The sequence below is a fragment of the Acidovorax sp. GW823-FHT02H02 genome (assembly GCF_058797075.1).
Window position 1 is genome coordinate 182536 of record NZ_JBXAJH010000002.1, and the last position, 16331, is coordinate 198866.

17 protein-coding genes are annotated in these 16331 nt (G+C 64.3%); 6 read left to right on the plus strand and 11 right to left on the minus strand.

Annotated elements, in window-relative coordinates:
* Positions 1 to 62: 62 nt before the first annotated feature.
* The 3 genes from clpB to AC1RDS_RS02595 form a co-directional block, all read right to left on the minus strand.
* Positions 63 to 2669, minus strand: a complete 2607-nt coding sequence (gene clpB / locus AC1RDS_RS02585; protein WP_287875830.1) for an ATP-dependent chaperone ClpB — start codon at positions 2667 to 2669, stop codon at positions 63 to 65.
* 209 nt (positions 2670 to 2878) lie between these two features.
* The gene (locus AC1RDS_RS02590) at positions 2879 to 3355 is read right to left on the minus strand and encodes a molybdenum cofactor biosynthesis protein MoaE (protein WP_092697121.1); all 477 of its coding nucleotides are present in this window, start codon (positions 3353 to 3355) and stop codon (positions 2879 to 2881) included.
* Between the two features lie 26 nt (positions 3356 to 3381).
* Positions 3382 to 3612, minus strand: coding sequence for a hypothetical protein (locus tag AC1RDS_RS02595; protein WP_026436456.1), 231 nt, complete (start codon positions 3610 to 3612; stop codon positions 3382 to 3384).
* A gap of 74 nt (positions 3613 to 3686) precedes the next feature.
* On the opposite strand from AC1RDS_RS02595, the gene AC1RDS_RS02600 reads away from it, so the two are divergent.
* Both AC1RDS_RS02600 and AC1RDS_RS02605 read left to right on the plus strand, forming a co-directional pair.
* Positions 3687 to 3941 (plus strand): hypothetical protein, encoded by a 255-nt coding sequence (locus AC1RDS_RS02600; protein ID WP_287875827.1) that lies wholly within the window; start codon positions 3687 to 3689, stop codon positions 3939 to 3941.
* Between the two features lie 9 nt (positions 3942 to 3950).
* Positions 3951 to 4286: a hypothetical protein gene (locus AC1RDS_RS02605; protein WP_287875824.1), complete on the plus strand. Its 336-nt coding sequence runs from the start codon at positions 3951 to 3953 to the stop codon at positions 4284 to 4286.
* A gap of 51 nt (positions 4287 to 4337) precedes the next feature.
* Here AC1RDS_RS02605 and AC1RDS_RS02610 read toward each other — a convergent pair whose 3' ends face one another.
* The 7 genes from AC1RDS_RS02610 to AC1RDS_RS02640 form a co-directional block, all read right to left on the minus strand.
* The gene (locus AC1RDS_RS02610; protein ID WP_287875821.1) at positions 4338 to 4664 is read right to left on the minus strand and encodes a c-type cytochrome; all 327 of its coding nucleotides are present in this window, start codon (positions 4662 to 4664) and stop codon (positions 4338 to 4340) included.
* Positions 4665 to 4928: 264 nt separating this feature from the next.
* Positions 4929 to 5183 (minus strand): molybdopterin converting factor subunit 1, encoded by a 255-nt coding sequence (gene moaD / locus AC1RDS_RS02615; protein ID WP_287875818.1) that lies wholly within the window; start codon positions 5181 to 5183, stop codon positions 4929 to 4931.
* Positions 5184 to 5262: 79 nt separating this feature from the next.
* Positions 5263 to 6480 carry a molybdopterin molybdotransferase MoeA gene (locus tag AC1RDS_RS02620; protein WP_431603993.1) on the minus strand — a complete coding sequence of 406 codons (1218 nt, stop codon included), beginning with the start codon at positions 6478 to 6480 and terminating at the stop codon, positions 5263 to 5265.
* Complete coding sequence (gene mobB / locus AC1RDS_RS02625) at positions 6477 to 7046, minus strand: molybdopterin-guanine dinucleotide biosynthesis protein B (RefSeq protein ID WP_348683190.1); 570 nt, start codon at positions 7044 to 7046, stop codon at positions 6477 to 6479. The genes AC1RDS_RS02620 and mobB overlap by 4 nt, the downstream gene beginning before the upstream one ends.
* Before the next feature lie 109 nt (positions 7047 to 7155).
* Positions 7156 to 8586 carry a threonine synthase gene (gene thrC / locus AC1RDS_RS02630; RefSeq protein WP_092697127.1) on the minus strand — a complete coding sequence of 477 codons (1431 nt, stop codon included), beginning with the start codon at positions 8584 to 8586 and terminating at the stop codon, positions 7156 to 7158.
* 13 nt (positions 8587 to 8599) lie between these two features.
* On the minus strand, positions 8600 to 9961 hold the full coding sequence (locus tag AC1RDS_RS02635) for a homoserine dehydrogenase (protein WP_092697128.1): 1362 nt from the start codon (positions 9959 to 9961) through the stop codon (positions 8600 to 8602).
* A 69-nt stretch (positions 9962 to 10030) separates the two neighbouring features.
* A complete protein-coding gene (locus AC1RDS_RS02640; RefSeq protein WP_092697129.1) occupies positions 10031 to 11260 on the minus strand; it encodes a pyridoxal phosphate-dependent aminotransferase in 1230 nt (409 codons plus the stop codon).
* A 158-nt stretch (positions 11261 to 11418) separates the two neighbouring features.
* On the opposite strand from AC1RDS_RS02640, the gene AC1RDS_RS02645 reads away from it, so the two are divergent.
* From AC1RDS_RS02645 to AC1RDS_RS02660, 4 genes are all read left to right on the plus strand, one after another.
* Complete coding sequence (locus tag AC1RDS_RS02645) at positions 11419 to 11799, plus strand: Mth938-like domain-containing protein (protein ID WP_092697130.1); 381 nt, start codon at positions 11419 to 11421, stop codon at positions 11797 to 11799.
* A gap of 135 nt (positions 11800 to 11934) precedes the next feature.
* Positions 11935 to 12420, plus strand: coding sequence for a peroxiredoxin (locus AC1RDS_RS02650; protein WP_026436445.1), 486 nt, complete (start codon positions 11935 to 11937; stop codon positions 12418 to 12420).
* A 182-nt stretch (positions 12421 to 12602) separates the two neighbouring features.
* Positions 12603 to 14366, plus strand: coding sequence for a PhoH family protein (locus tag AC1RDS_RS02655; protein ID WP_348683187.1), 1764 nt, complete (start codon positions 12603 to 12605; stop codon positions 14364 to 14366).
* Between the two features lie 2 nt (positions 14367 to 14368).
* Complete coding sequence (locus tag AC1RDS_RS02660; protein ID WP_348683185.1) at positions 14369 to 14755, plus strand: hypothetical protein; 387 nt, start codon at positions 14369 to 14371, stop codon at positions 14753 to 14755.
* A gap of 76 nt (positions 14756 to 14831) precedes the next feature.
* On the opposite strand, the gene dnaB is transcribed toward AC1RDS_RS02660, so the two are convergent.
* The gene (dnaB, locus tag AC1RDS_RS02665; protein ID WP_092697133.1) at positions 14832 to 16250 is read right to left on the minus strand and encodes a replicative DNA helicase; all 1419 of its coding nucleotides are present in this window, start codon (positions 16248 to 16250) and stop codon (positions 14832 to 14834) included.
* Between the last annotated feature and the right edge of the window lie 81 nt (positions 16251 to 16331).

The following is a 16331-nucleotide window of genomic DNA, read 5'->3' on the forward strand; positions in this document are numbered from 1 at the left end:
CATCAGCGCTTATTTACAAAGCGCCAATAGCTATTTTATTTATAGCGCCCTGATTCCATCCATCACGCCGACGCGAATGCGCCGAAGTGAAAGACGCCGGGCTCCCGCACCGGATCGACATCGACCGGGATCACGCTCTTGGGCGGGAAGCGCCCTTCCAGCAGCAGTTTGGACAGCGGGTTCTCGATGCGCTGCTGGATCGCCCGCTTGAGCGGCCGCGCACCAAACACCGGATCGAACCCCACCTTGGCCAGCTCTGCCAAGGCGGCGTCAGACACCTGCAACTCCAGGTCCATCTTCGCCAGCCGGGTTTGCAGCAACTGCAGCTGGATCTTGGCGATCGATGCAATGTGCTGCGCATCGAGCGCATGGAACACCACGGTCTCGTCGATGCGGTTCAAGAACTCGGGGCGGAAATGGTTCTTGAGCTCGCCCCAGACCGCATCCTTGATGTCCTGCGAGTCCTGCCCCACCATGGCCTGGATCAGATGCGAGCCGATGTTGCTCGTCATCACGATCACCGTGTTCTTGAAGTCCACGGTGCGGCCCTGGCCATCGGTCAGGCGGCCATCGTCCAGCACCTGCAGCAGCACGTTGAACACGTCGGGGTGGGCCTTTTCCACCTCGTCGAGCAGCAGCACGCTGTAGGGCTTGCGGCGCACGGCCTCGGTGAGGTAGCCGCCCTCCTCGTAGCCTACGTAGCCGGGCGGCGCGCCGATCAGGCGGGCCACGGAATGCTTTTCCATGAACTCGCTCATGTCGATGCGGATCAGGTGCTCCTCGCTGTCGAACAGGAAGCCCGCCAGCGCCTTGCACAGCTCGGTCTTGCCCACGCCCGTGGGGCCGAGAAACAGGAACGAGCCCGTGGGACGATTCGGATCGCTCAGGCCCGAGCGCGAACGGCGGATGGCGTTGGCCACGGCGGCAATGGCCTCCTGCTGGCCCACCACGCGCTCGTGCAGCTTGGCTTCCATCTGCAGCAACTTGTCTTTTTCGCCCTGCATCATCTTGGCCACGGGGATGCCGGTGGCGCGGCTCACCACCTCGGCGATTTCCTCAGCGCCCACCTGGGTGCGCAGCAAACGGTTGGCCTGGGCCGCACCGTCCTTGCCTTCTTCCTTGGCCTGGGCTTCCTTGAGCTGCTTTTCCAGATCGGGCAGCTTGCCGTATTGCAGCTCGGCCACCTTGTTGAAGTCACCCTTGCGCTTCAATTCCTCGATCTGCAGCTTGACCTGCTCGACCTGCTCGCGCACCTGCTGGCTGCCCTGGGCCTGGGCCTTTTCGGATTGCCAGATTTCGTCGAGGTCGGCGATCTCTTTTTGCAGGGAGGCGATTTCTTCCTCGATCAGCTCAAAGCGCTTTTGCGAGGCCTCGTCTTTTTCACGCTTGACGGCTTCGCGCTCGATCTGCAACTGGATCAGGCGCCGGTCCAATTTGTCCATGACCTCGGGCTTGGAATCGAGCTCGATCTTGATCTTGCTGGCCGCCTCGTCAATCAGGTCGATCGCCTTGTCGGGCAGGAAGCGGTCGGTGATGTAGCGGTGCGAGAGTTCCGCCGCAGCCACGATGGCCGGGTCGGTGATCTCCACGCCGTGGTGCACCTCGTACTTTTCCTGCAGGCCGCGCAGGATGGCAATGGTGGCCTCCACCGTGGGCTCGCCCACCAGGATTTTCTGGAAGCGCCGTTCCAGCGCCGCGTCTTTCTCGATGTACTTGCGGTACTCGTCGAGCGTGGTCGCGCCCACGCAGTGCAGCTCGCCGCGCGCGAGCGCCGGCTTGAGCATGTTGCCGGCGTCCATCGCGCCCTCGGCCTTGCCCGCCCCCACCATGGTGTGCAGTTCGTCGATGAAGACGATGGTCTGGCCCTCGTCCTTGGCCAGCTCGTTGAGCACGGTTTTCAGGCGTTCCTCGAACTCACCGCGGAACTTGGCACCGGCCAGCAGCGCCGCCATGTCGAGCGACAGCACGCGCTTGCCCTTGAGCGATTCGGGCACCTCGCCGGCCACGATGCGCTGGGCCAGCCCCTCGACGATGGCCGTCTTGCCCACGCCGGGCTCGCCGATGAGCACGGGGTTGTTCTTGGTGCGGCGCTGCAGCACCTGGATGGCACGGCGGATCTCATCGTCGCGGCCGATCACCGGGTCGAGCTTGCCGATGCGGGCGCGCTCGGTCAGGTCGATACAGTATTTCTTCAAGGCCTCGCGCTGGCCCTCGGCCTCGGCGCTGTCCATCTTCTGGCCGCCGCGCACGGCGTCAATGGCGGCCTCCAGGCTCTTGCGCGTGAGGCCGTTTTCCTTGGCGATGCGCGCGGCCTCGCCCTTGCTGTCGATCACGGCCAGCAAAAACAGCTCGCTGGCGATGAACTGGTCGCCGCGCTTGATGGCCTCCTTCTCGGTGGCCTGCAGCACGCGGCCCAGCTCGGGCCCGACCTGCACCTGGTCCTGGCCCTGCACCTGGGGCAGGCGCTTAACGGCCGCTTCGGCCGCTGCCAGCAGGCCGGGCACATTGACGCCCGCCCGCTGCAGCAGCGCCTTGGGGCCGTCGTCCTGCTGGAGCATGGCCACGAGCATGTGCACGGGCTCGATGTAGGCGTGGTCGTTGCCCAGCGCAATGCTCTGGGCATCGCTCAGGGCTTCATGGAACTTGGTGGTGAATTTGTCGAGACGCATGGGTCAATGTCCTCCGAATTGCAGAGCACTTGGGGCAGGGGCTGCCTGATTTCAAGGCAGTGCCCTGCCTGCCGGTTGCGCTGTGTCAATGCACCATTCAGAAGCCATCGCCCCTGAAAACTACTTTTTTGATAGCTGCCAGCGCTTTACCAATCGCCATCAAAGGCCAATTTCATCCAAATTCTCCATGTCGAACAACGCCCAGGGCTTCAGGCATTGCTCGCCGTGATGCCCCAGCGTGCCAGGGCGGCGTCGTCGCTCACGCGCGCATCCACCCAGCGTGCGCCCTGGGGCGTTTCTTCCTTCTTCCAGAACGGTGCCTGGGTCTTGAGGTAGTCCATCAGGAACTCGCAGGCCTGAAAACTCTGGCCCCGGTGCGCGCTGGTTACGGCCACCAGCACGATCTGGTCGAGCGGCTGGAGCAGCCCGACGCGGTGGATCACGCGGGCACCCAGGATGTCGAAACGCCGCAAGGCCTCGTCCACCATGGCTTCGATGGATTTCTCGGTCATGCCGGGGTAATGCTCCAGCTCCATGGACGACACCGCGTCCCCCTCGTTCCTGTCGCGCACCGTGCCAATGAAACTGCATACCGCACCCACGCCCTTGTTCTCCCGGCGCAGAGCGGCGATTTCACAGGACAGGTCGAAGTCCTCGGTCTGGATGGAAACGCGGGGCAGGTTCATGGCAAAACGACTTTCATGCGACAGATTCACGGCGAGCGGTGCAGCCGGGGTGCGGCCAGCAATGCGCGCTCTTCCTCCACCACCTTGTTCAGTTGCGCGAGCGCGGGCGAGGGCGGCAATTGGGCCAGCAGGGTTTGCAGGCGCGTGACATCCGCCACGGTGGGGGCCACCTTGATCTGCGCGATGGCGGCGGGCAGGTTGCCGCCCCGCACCAGCGCCAGCACCTTGGCGGGCCATTCACTTTTATTGCGTGCCATAGATTGTGAAACAGGTTTGTCTGTACGATTCGCCCGCACTGTACCCGCACTGCAACCCCCTGCACCTGATTACCATGGCCACCCAAACGATTCAGACCGATCTGTACAAGCTCTATCCGTCCCCGCGCAACACGGTCCGCGATGTGTTCGAGTGCCAAGTCTTCGTACCCCACCCCTACGCCATCATCGACCTGGCGGCCATGGAACTGGCCGGCAAGACCACGCTGTTTGCCGCCTGCCGCCTGTCGGACATGAAGATGGGGCAACTGGTCACGTTCGCGCTGGCGGCCGACCAGGCCAAATTCGAGCGCCTGTTCACCCCCGACTGAACCGTGCCCATGGACGACGACAACCAGATCCACGTGCCGCCCTCCTTCCTGGCGGTGTACACCGACGCCCGCGGGCGCCTCACCGGAAAGGCCGATGAAGTGCGCAGCCGCTACGAGCTGTGCGAAGACCTGGCGGGCCACCTGGTGGAACACGCCCAGACGCTGTACCACGTGCAGGCGCCCTCCGAGGCCGAGATCCTGCGGCGCATCCATGCGGGGCTGTGCACGGCGGAATCGGGTGTGTCAGTGCCCGAAGCCACCTGGATCGTCACCCGGCTGGCCGAGTTGCTGGCGTGGCAGTGCCCTGAACTGGCCCCGGCGAAGGATGCAACGGTGAGCGACTGACGGGTGGCGCCGCCACGCCATCCCAGCGCCCCAGGTTGCTGCGTGCAGCGATCAGAGCGACAGAATCCATTTGACGAGCTGTTTGGCCTCAGCCTCACTGACCAAGGGCCGCTCGGAATCGTCGGGCATCTTGGCGATGCCCCAATGCCGACCGCTCCCGCCGTCACTGCCCTTCCGAATGGTGGCCACCAAGGTTTTCTCGGCACTCCGATCACCTTTCCACCGAACCGCAATCTTCTGGAATGCAGGGCCCGCGCCATCCTTGGTGATCGAGTGACACTGCATGCATTGTTTTTCGTCAGCGAGCTGGGGGTTGGCCCACGCAGAAAAGCCCATACCCAGCAAACCTGCGACGACGAGGAGGTGGAACGTCTTCATAAATATCCCCTTGCGGTTTGGCGACATGCCACATGCAAGATATTCCTGACGCAACCGCACGTCAATTGGCCCGCAACCAAATGCCATCGCAGTATTGACATACGTCAAAACAACCCAGGGGTATACGCAGGCCGACTTTCGGGGGCGGCGGCCGCTAGCAGACTGCAGGCCATGGTGCACCCGGATACCGCCCACACCATTCAACGGCGGCACAGTGCCGAAACACAGCCGGTCTGGCCGATCCGGCTCCCCCGGCTACCCCGGCTACCCCCCCGTCACGGGCGGGAAAAACGCCACCTCGGCGCCATCGACCAGAGCCGCCGACTCTTCGCTCAAGGCCTGGTTGAGCGCCATGCGCACCGCACGGCCACGTGCAAGGCTGGTGGCATGGGCACCACCGCGGGCAATGAGCTCGTCGCGCAACGCGCCCAAGGTGGTGGCCGTGGTTTGCACCGACTCTTGCCCCGCGCCGATGGCCTCGCGGATGGAGGCGAAATAGCGCACTGTGATCTTTTTCATCGCTGGGCCGCCCCAAGATGAAAAGCGGCCCCCTCGGGGGGCAGCGAGCGCACGAAGTGGGAAGCGTGGGGGCACATGTTCATGACAGCAACTCCGAAAACGCGATGAACCGCACCATGTCGCCCGGTGCGATCGTCTGGCCGGCCGGGTTGTCCACCACGCCATCGCCCCAGGCGGCCGAGGTGAGTACGCCCGAGCTCTGGTTGTCGAACAGGTCCAGCCCGCCCGTGGCGTTGTGCCGCACGCGCAGGAATTCGCGGCGTTTGTCGCCCTTGGGCCAGGTGAAATCAGCGCGGACAGCCATGGATTGGGGCGCAACATCCTGCACGCCCTGCAGCCGCAGCACAAATGGCCGCACCAGCAGCGCGAAGGTCAGAAAACTCGACACCGGGTTGCCGGGCAGGCCCATGAAGTGCGCTGCACCCACGCGGCCATAGGCGAACGGCTTGCCGGGTTTCATGGCGATCTGCCACAGATCGAGCGTGCCCAGCGATTCGACGGCGGGCTTGATGTGGTCTTCCTCGCCCACGCTCACGCCGCCGCTGGTCAGGATCAGGTCGTGTGCGTTACTGGCTTGGCGCAAGGCGGCTATGGTGGCGTCGCGTCGGTCGGGCACGATGCCAAAGTCGGTCACCTCGCAGCCCAGGCGCAGCAGCATGGCGCGCAGAAAGAAACGGTTGCTGTTGTAGATGGCGCCGGGGCGCATCTGCTCGGGCGGCACGTCGCCGGGCATGACCAGTTCATCGCCGGTGGAGAACAGTGCCACGCGCGGGCGGCGGGCCACCTGCAGTTGCGCCAGGCCGATGCTGGCGGCCAGGCCCAGCTCGGCCGGGCTCAGGCGGGTGCCGGCCTGCAGCACCACGGCACCGCGCGTGATGTCTTCGCCGGCACGGCGAATCCACTGGCCCGGGCGGGGCACGGCGTTGACGCGCACACTGCCATCATCGAGCGCTTCGCAGTCTTCCTGCATCAGGATGGCATCGGCGCCTGCAGGCACGGGCGCACCGGTGAAGATGCGCGCAGCGGTGCCGGGCTGCAGCGGCTCGCCCGCGCTGCCGGCGGCAATGCGCTGCGACACAGGCAGCGCAAGGCCCATCGCCACGACATCGGCGCAGCGCACGGCATAGCCGTCCATGGCGCTGTTGTCGTTGGGAGGCACCTGCAGCACCGAGGAGCAACCCTGCGCCAGCACGCGGCCGTCGGCATCAAAGGTGGTGACAGTGTCGGTGCCCGCCAGCGGTGTGGCGTGGCCCAGCAGCTCGGCCAGCGCCTCATCCAGCGGTTTCAGGGGTTTCATTGGGGGACGCATGGCAACAGGTCTCCGTGCAGGTCCCACCGGTAGTCAAAGCGGTCGGCATGCTGCAGCAGCCAGTCCACCACCTGATCGGGGGCATTGAGGTCGAGCACGGGCCGTTGCGTGGGTACGGGCAGGTTGTGCGGGGCGTCGGTGGCGATGGCGACCACAAAGTCGTCGTCGGGGTACCGCACGGGCTTGGCCGCGCGGCCGGGCTCGGGTGCGCGCCAGACTTCGATCTTGAGCAGATCGCTGTCCTTGAAGCCCTCCACCAGCACCCAGTCCACGCCCTGGTACAGCTCTGCCAGCAGGTGGTGCACGCTGAGCGTGGCGGGCTGTTCGAACTCGCGCACCAGCATCAGGCGCTTGTCGGAGGCGGCCACCACTTCGAAGGCCCCGGCTTCGCGGTGGCGGTAAGTGTCCTTGCCAGGGTGGTCGATGTCGAAACTGTGGTGGGCATGCTTGACCACCGACACCCGCAGTCCCCGCAGGCGCAGCTCGGGGATGAGCTGCTCGACCAGCGTGGTCTTGCCACTGCCAGAGAAACCGGCAAAGCCTACAACCTTCATCCAATGCTCCTGTGAATAGCTATGCTATTTATAGCTGCCAGCGCTTATCAGAAAATCGCCAGGGGCATTTTTTACTCAAAACCCTGATATCCCGCACTTCCGACAGGGATCACTGGCAATGCCGCTCGATGTAGGCCTTGACCCGTTCCACATCGGCCGGCATGACCTGAACACGCTTGGGCAATGCCTCGATGCCGGCAAACCTGGCGGGCCGCTCGGGCGCATGGCCCAGGGCCTCCTGGATGGTTTCGGCAAACTTGATGGGCAGCGCCGTCTCCAGCACGATCATCGGCACCGCCGGGTCGCCCCGGTGCTCGCGCGCCACCTTCACGCCATCGGCGGTGTGGGTATCGATGGTCACGCCAAAGCGGTGGTAGGTGTCCTTGATCGTGGCCAGGCGGTCGGCGTGCGTGCTCCTGCCGCTTTCAAAGCCGTATTTGGCGGCGGCATCGGCAAACAGCGGGTCGGCGCTCAGATCGAAGCGGCCATAGGTCTGCAAGGCAGCGCTGAACAAGGCCTTGGTGCGCTGGCCATTGCGCCCCAGCAGGTCAAAAATGAAACGCTCGAAGTTGCTGGCCTTGCTGATGTCCATCGAGGGGCTCGACGTTTCGTGCGTGTCGGCACTGCCGCGCACACGGTACACGCCGGTGCGAAAGAACTCGTCGAGCACATCGTTTTCGTTGGTGGCCACCACCAGCCTGGCAATCGGCAGGCCCATGCAGCGCGCCACATGGCCGGCGCAGATGTTGCCAAAGTTGCCGCTGGGCACGGTGAAGCTGACCTTCTGGTCGTTCGTTTCCGTGGCCTGGATGTAGCCCGCGAAGTAGTACACCACCTGCGCCAAGAGGCGCGCCCAGTTGATGGAGTTGACCGTGCCGATCTTGTACTGGCGCTTGAAGTTAAGGTCATTGCTGACCGCCTTGACGATGTCCTGGCAGTCGTCGAACACGCCTTCGATGGCGATGTTGTGGATGTTCTCGTCCTGCAGGCTGAACATCTGCGCCTGCTGGAACGCGCTCATGCGGCCGTGCGGACTGGTCATGAAGACGCGCACGCCCTCTTTGCCGCGCATGGCATATTCGGCCGCGCTGCCGGTGTCGCCGCTGGTGGCGCCCAGGATGTTGAGCTCTTCGCCCCGGCGCTTGAGTTCATATTCGAACAGATTGCCCAGCAGCTGCATGGCTATGTCCTTGAATGCCAGCGTGGGGCCATTGGACAGGGCTTCGAGCCACAGGCCGTCTTCGAGGTGGCGCAGGGGCACGATCTCGCCCGTGCCGAAGACTTCGGCGGTGTACGTCTTGGCGCACAGGGCTTTCAGGTCGGCGGCGGGAATGTCGTCGATGTACAGCGACAGGATCTGGAACGCCAGCTCGGCGTAGCCTTGGCTTTGGTACGCCTTGCGCAGGCGCGTGAGGGCGGCATCGTCGATCTGCGGGTAATGCTCGGGCAGGTACAGCCCGCCATCGGGCGCCAGGCCTTCAAGCAGGATGTCGCAGAAATGCTTGCGGTCGGGATGGCCGCGCGTGGACAGGTACAGCATGGCAATCTCGCTCTTAATTCAGCTCTTCCTTGCGGATGCGCGTGATGGGGGCCAGCACCGTGGGGAGCTGCTGCATCTGGGCGATGGCATCGTTCATGGTGCCTTCGCGCGTGTCGTGCGTGAGGATGATGAGGTCGGTTTGCGTGGAGCCCTCGCCGCCCACCTCGTCGGCCTCGCGCTGCAGCACGGCGTCGATGCTGATGCCGGCGCCAGCCAGGATGCCGGTGACCTTGGCCAGCACGCCGGCCTGGTCGGCTACGCGCAGGCGCAGGTAGTAGCTGGTGACCACTTCACTCATGGGCAGCACCGGCAGCTCGCTCATGGCCTGGTCGAGGGTGTGGGGCTGGAAAGCCAGGTGCGGCACGCGATTGAGCGGGTCCACGGTGTGCAGGCGGGTGATGTCCACCAGGTCTGCAATCACGGCACTGGCCGTGGGCTCGGAGCCCGCGCCCTTGCCGTAGTACAGCGTGGCACCCACGGCGTCGCCCTGCACCACCACGGCGTTCATAGCGCCTTCCACGTTGGCAATCAGGCGCTTGGCAGGCACCAGGCTGGGGTGTACGCGCAGCTCGATGCCCCCGACGGCTTTGCCGGTGGCATCGGTTCTTTCCACGCGCTTGGTGATGCCCAGCAGCTTGATGCGGTAGCCCAGCTGCTCGGCGTACTTGATGTCGGTGGCGCTGAGCTGGGTGATGCCTTCGACATAGGCCTTGTCGAACTGCACCGGTATGCCAAAGGCAATGGCACTCATGATGGTGGCCTTGTGCGCGGCGTCCACGCCCTCGATGTCGAAGGTGGGGTCGGCCTCGGCGTAGCCCAGGCGCTGCGCTTCCTTCAGCACCACGGCAAAGTCCAGGCCCTTGTCGCGCATCTCCGACAGGATGAAGTTGGTGGTGCCGTTGATGATGCCGGCCAGCCACTGGATGCGGTTGGCGGTGAGGCCCTCCCGCAGCGCCTTGATGATGGGGATCCCCCCGGCCACGGCGGCTTCAAACGCCACCATCACGCCCTTGGCCGATGCGGCGGCGAAGATCTCGGTGCCGTGCACGGCCAGCAGCGCCTTGTTGGCGGTGACCACATGCTTGCCGGCGGCAATCGCCTCGAGCACCAGCGCCTTGGCCACACCGTAGCCGCCGATCAGCTCGATGACGATGTCGATGTCGGGATTGGCAATGACGGCGCGCGCGTCGTTCACCACCTGCACGCCCTCGCCCACCACTTTTCTGGCGCGCTCCACGTCGAGGTCGGCCACCATGGCGATCTCGATGCCCCGGCCGGCGCGGCGGCGGATTTCTTCCTGGTTGCGGTGCAGCACGTTGAAGACGCCGCTGCCGACGGTGCCAATGCCCAGCAGGCCTACTTGGATCGGTTTCATGAAAAATTTACCAGTCAAAATGATTGCAGCGCTTTACCCATCAGCGCAAGCAGCTATCAAAAAAGAGTCTCAGTTGGTGCCAGACCGCTTGCGGTACTGCTCCAGGAAGCGCGCCACGCGGCCAATGGCCTCGCGCAGGTCATCCTCGTGCGGCAAAAACACGATGCGGAAATGGTCGGGCCAGGCCCAGTTGAAGCCCGTGCCCTGCACCAGCATGACCTTGGTTTCCTGCAGCAATTCCAGGAAGAACTGCTGGTCGTCCTTGATTGGATAAATCTCCGGATCGAGGCGCGGAAACATGTACAGGGCAGCCTGCGGCTTCACGCAGGTGACCCCCGGAATGGCGGTGATGAGCTGGTAGGCCAGGTCGCGCTGCTTGCGCAGGCGCCCGCCCTCGCCCACCAGCTCGTTGATGCTCTGGTAGCCGCCCAGCGCGGTCTGCACGGCCCACTGGCCAGGCACATTGGCGCACAGGCGCATGTTCGAGAGCATGTTCAGGCCCTCGATGTAATCGCGGGCGGGCTTCTTGTCGCCCGACACCACGAGCCAGCCGGCGCGGTAACCGCACGAGCGGTAGCTCTTGGACAGCGAGTTGAAGGTGAGCGTGAGCACATCTTCGCTCAGCGAGCCAATGGCCGTGTGCTTGGCGCCGTCGTACAGCACCTTGTCGTACACCTCGTCGGCAAAGATCACCAGGCCATGCTCGCGGGCGATGGCCACAATGCCCTTGAGCAGCGCGTCGGAGTACAGCGCGCCCGTGGGGTTGTTGGGGTTGATGACGACGATGCCCTTGGTGCGGGGCGTGACCTTCGCGCGGATGTCATCGAGGTCGGGCATCCAGCCATTGGCTTCATCGCACAGGTAATGCACGGGCGTACCGCCCGACAGGCTGGCCGCCGCCGTCCACAGCGGGTAGTCGGGCGAGGGCAGCAGCAGTTCGTCACCGGTGTCGAGCAGCGCATTGGTGGCCATGACGATGAGTTCGCTGGCACCGTTGCCCAGGTAGATGTCGTCCAGCGTGACGCCCTTGATGCCCTGCTTCTGTGTCTCGTGCATCACGGCCTTGCGCGCCGCAAAGATGCCCTTGCTGTCCGAATAGCCTGCCGAATTGGGCAGGTTGCGGATCATGTCCTGCTGGATTTCCTCGGGGGCATCGAAGCCGAACACGGCCAGGTTGCCGATGTTGAGCTTGATGATCTTGTGACCGTCCTCCTCCATCTGCCGGGCCGCGTCCATGATGGGCCCCCGGATGTCGTAGCAGACGTTGGCGAGCTTGGCGGATTTGTGGACGGTTTTCATGGGCTGACGTTGGAATGCGATGGAGCCAGAGACCTGACAGCGCCCCGGGCGCTTTGGCGAAACCTATAATTTGACCACAGATCGCCGGCGACCCCGAGGCCACAACGCCCCCCGTAAAGCCCCAACCCACGGCCCGCGCCCACCCACCCCGTCCTTGCATGAAATTCCAGCCCGAACCTTCCACCGCGCAGACCATCCGTGCCTACGGCCCCGGCTGGATCGGTGTGGATACGGAAAAGATCACCACCAGCATCATCCTGGGTTCGGGCGGCCTGCGCCTGGCCTGGCCATGCACCCGCTTTGAAGACCTGACACCCGAGCATTTCGCCCAGCTGGCCACCCTGGAGGCGGAACTGATCGTCTTTGGCAGCGGCACACGCAACCGCTTTCCGCCACCCGCCTGGCTGCAGCCGCTGATGGCCCGGCGACTGGGCCTTGAAACCATGGACACCCCCGCTGCCTGCCGCACCTACAACATTCTTGCCAGCGAAGGCCGCAACGTGGTGGCGGCGCTCATTCTGGAAGCGCCAGGGTCTTAGGGGGCGGGGTGGCAGCTTGGTTCTCGGGCGTTTTCAGGGTAAAATCTCGGGTTGCGGTCGGGGGCACCACCAAAAGCAATAACACCCCAGCTCCCCCGGCTTTTCAACGACTACATCCTGAGAGATTGAAGTGCCATGGCGATCGTTGTCAACAAACCCCTCCCTGAATTTGAAGCCAACGCGACTGGTGGAATCAAGGTGTCCAACACCTCCCACCTCGGCCAGATTGTGATTCTGTACTTCTACCCCAAGGACAACACCCCTGGATGCACCACGGAAGCCATGCAGTTCCGTGACCGGTACAAGGACTTCGTCAAGGCGGGTGCAGCCGTTTTCGGCGTATCGCGCGACAACATGAAGTCGCACGACGAGTTCAAGGAAAAGCTGGAGCTGCCGTTTGAGCTGATCGCCGACACCGAAGAAAAGATGTGCCACATGTTCGGCGTGGTCAAGAACAAGATCATGTACGGCAAGAAGGTCAAGGGCATCGAGCGCAGCACCTTCCTGATCGGACCCGATGGCATTCTGCACAACGAATGGCGCGGTCTCAAGGTGCCGGGCCACGTGGACGAAGTGCTCAAGGCCGTCAAGACCATCAAGGCCCTGAAAAAGGCCGCCTGAAATTCACCGTTGCAAGCCTGCCGACACGGACTGCGGACGCCTTCCGCAATCCGACACGGTGAATGGGCATAATGGTTCGATGCTTCTGAAATCAGCAACGCTTTTTTCTCCCTCCAAAGCCGCCTTGGTCTCCAGGCGGCTTTTTGCTTTCTGAACACCCCACTGCCCGAGACCCCGCCACCATGCCCCTGCCCCCCGCCCCCAGCCGGCGCGCCGCCCTCCTCGCGCCCGAAGCCTACAAAGCAAGCGCCCGCGCCCGCCCCGTCGAAAATCTGCTTCCCGACCCAGAGACAGTGGCCGTCCCCGCCAGCCGGAGTGGACGCAAGAGCGCACGCAACGATGGGGCGCCCATCGAAATGGGCGCGGCCCCTGCCCTGATCCAGGTCGAGACCCGGTCGCGCACGCCGGAACCCGCACGCCCGCCCGCCGCGGCCCCTGCGCCCGCTGCGCGCAGCTCTGCCAGCACACGCGGCTCGCGCAGCCCCGGCAGCAAGACCACTGCCAGCGCGCCCGCAGCAGCCGGTGCTTCCCGCAGCAAAAAGGCGGCACCGCAGGGCCCTGCGAAGCTGTTCGTGCTGGACACCAACGTGCTGCTGCACGATCCGACCAGCCTGTTCCGCTTTGAGGAACACGACATCTTCCTGCCCATGATCGTGCTGGAAGAGCTGGATGGCCACAAGAAGGGCATGACCGAAGTGGCCCGCAACGGCCGCCAGACCAGCCGCACCCTGGATGCCCTGGCGGGCGTGCAAGGCGCCGACATTGCGCACGGACTCAAGCTCGACTCCACAGGCCAGCGCGCTGCAGGCGGCCACCTGTTCTTTCAGACGGCCCCGCTCGATTACAGCCTGCCCACCAGCCTGCCGCAAGGCAAGGCCGACAACCAGATCCTGGGCGTGGTGGAAGCGCTACGCAAGCTGCACGCCCCGCGCGAAGTGGTGCTGGTGTCCAAGGACATCAACATGCGCGTCAAGGCGCGCGCCCTGGGCCTGAACGCCGAGGACTACCAGAATGACAAGACGCTGGAAGACGGCGACCTGCTCTACTCTGGCGTGCTGGCCCTGCCCCCCGACTTCTGGGCCAAGAGCGGCAAGAACGTGGAAAGCTGGCAAAGCGGCGCGAGCACCTATTACCGCATTGGCGGCCCGATCGTGCCGCAGCTGATGATCAACCAGTTTGTGTACTTCGAGGCTCCGGGCGAGCCCAGCATGTTTGCCCGGGTCAGCGAGATCCGCGAGAAAACCGCGGTGCTGCAGACGCTCAAGGACTATGGCTCGACCAAGCATGCGGTGTGGGGCGTGACCACGCGCAACCGCGAGCAGAACTACGCCATGAATCTGCTCATGGACCCCGAGGTCGATTTCGTCACACTGACCGGCACGGCCGGCACCGGCAAGACCCTGCTGGCCCTGGCCGCGGGCCTGACCCAGGTGCTGGACGACCGCCGCTACACCGAAATCATCATGACCCGCGCCACCGTGAGCGTGGGCGAGGACATCGGCTTTCTGCCCGGCACCGAAGAGGAAAAAATGGGCCCCTGGATGGGCGCGCTCGACGACAACCTCGAATTCCTGGCCAAGGGCGATGGCGGCAACGCGGGAGAGTGGGGCCGCGCCGCCACCAACGAGCTCATCCGCAGCCGCATCAAGATCAAGAGCATGAACTTCATGCGCGGGCGCACCTTCCTGAACAAGTACGTGATCATCGACGAGGCGCAGAACCTGACGCCCAAGCAGATGAAGACGCTGATCACCCGCGCCGGTCCCGGCACCAAGATCATCTGCATGGGCAACCTGGCGCAGATCGACACGCCCTACCTCACAGAAGGCTCGTCGGGCCTGACCTACGCCGTGGACCGCTTCAAGGGCTGGCCGCACAGCGGCCACATCACGCTGGCGCGCGGCGAGCGTTCACGCCTGGCGGACTTTGCCAGCGAGGTGCTGTAACCATGGCGGTGGGCTGGGTTACCGCCCTCAAGCTGGTTCCCTGGGGCGATGTCCTGGAGGCAACGCCCCAGATCCTGCAGGCAGCCAAGAAGCTGCTGGGCACCACGCGCCAAGGTACTGCGGATGCCGCTGTAGGCAAACTGGCGGCTGCGGACGGCACAGCCGCTCCCCCGGTCGCCCTGCAACTGCAGCAGTTGCGCGAGCGCGTGGCGCGGCTCGAACTGGAGCAGCAGGAATCAGCCCTGTTGATCCAGTCCCTGGCCGAACAGCATGCGCAGGTGGTGCAGGCGGTCGAGGCACTGCGCCTGCGCAACCGGCGCCTCACGGTAGCCGTCGCCATACTGGGGGCGTTGTGCGTGGGCCTGCTGGTGTGGGCTCTGCGGCCATAGCATCGCTCGCAGCACCCAACCGCTTCTACTTTGATAGCCGCTAGCGCTTATGCATAAGCGCTAGCGGCTATTTTCATTAGAAATCGTCGCCCGACCCCATCGCCAGGCTTTCGAAGCGCGTCTGCGACTTCTGGAAGAACAGCTTCACGGTGCCGGTGGGGCCATTGCGCTGCTTGCCAATGATGACCTCGGCCACATTCGGCTCCTTGCTGTCCTTGTTGTAGTAGTCGTCGCGGTAGATGAACATGATGATGTCCGCATCCTGCTCGATGGCGCCCGACTCGCGCAAATCACTCATCATGGGGCGCTTGTCGGTACGCTGCTCCACCGAACGGTTGAGCTGCGACAACGCGATCACCGGGCACTGCAGCTCCTTGGCCAGCATCTTCAGGCCGCGCGAGATTTCGCCCAGCTCGGTGGCCCGGTTCTCGCCCTGCGAGCCGCTGGAGCCGCTCATCAGCTGCAGATAGTCCACCACGATCAGGCCCAGCTTGCCGCACTGGCGCGCCAGGCGCCGCGCATTGGCGCGCAGCTCCGACGGCGTCAGGCCCGGTGTTTCATCGATGTGCAGCGACACGGTGCGCAGTTTTTCGATGGCCTCGGTCAGGCGCGGCCATTCCTCGTCGGAGAGCTTGCCGGTGCGCAGGTTGCCCTGGTTGATGCGGCCAATCGAGCCCACGATACGCACGGCCAGCTGCGCGGCGCCCATTTCCATCGAGAAAATGGCCACGGGCAGGCCTTCGTTCAGCGCCACATGCTCGGCAATGTTCACGGCAAACGCTGTCTTGCCCATGGATGGACGCGCCGCCAGCACCACCATGTCGCCGGCCTGCAGACCCGAGGTCATGCGGTCGAGGTCGATGAACCCGGTGGGCACGCCGGTGATGTCGTTCGGGTTGTCGGCCATCTCCTGCACGCGGTCGAGCAGGTCCACCACCAGCGTGTCCATGGCCTGAAAGCCCTGCTTCATCCGCGAGCCTTCCTCGCCGATGTTGAAGATCTTCTGCTCGGCCTCGTCCAGGATCTTATCGACCGGACGCCCCTGCGGATTGAACGCATTGGTGGCGATCTCGTCGCTGGCCGTGACCAGCTTGCGCAGGATGGCGCGCTCGCGCACGATCTCGGCGTAGCGCCGGATGTTGCTCGCGCTCGGCACATACTGCGCCAGATTGTTCAGGTACCCCAGGCCACCGATTTCCTCGGCCTTGCCCAGCCCCTGGAGCTGCTCGTACACCGTGATCACGTCGGCGGGCTTGCTGCCATTGATCAGACCGCCGATGGCGGCATAGATCAGCTTGTGCTCGTAGCGATAAAAGTCGCCATCCTTGAGCAGGTCGCCCACGCGGTCCCAGGCGTTGTTGTCCAGCAGCAGCCCACCGAGCACACTCGATTCCGCCTCGATCGAGTGCGGTGGCACGCGCAACTGGGCAATTTCGCGATCCGGCAGGGGTGGAGCAAAACCGTGGTCTTCGAGCGGGGGAAAAACAGCGGACATGGGGTTCCTTGGGACAGGCGTTCAATGCTAGCGCAGAGCAGCCTGGCGGGATGGGGACAAGCCTGTGGATAACCAGGTGAC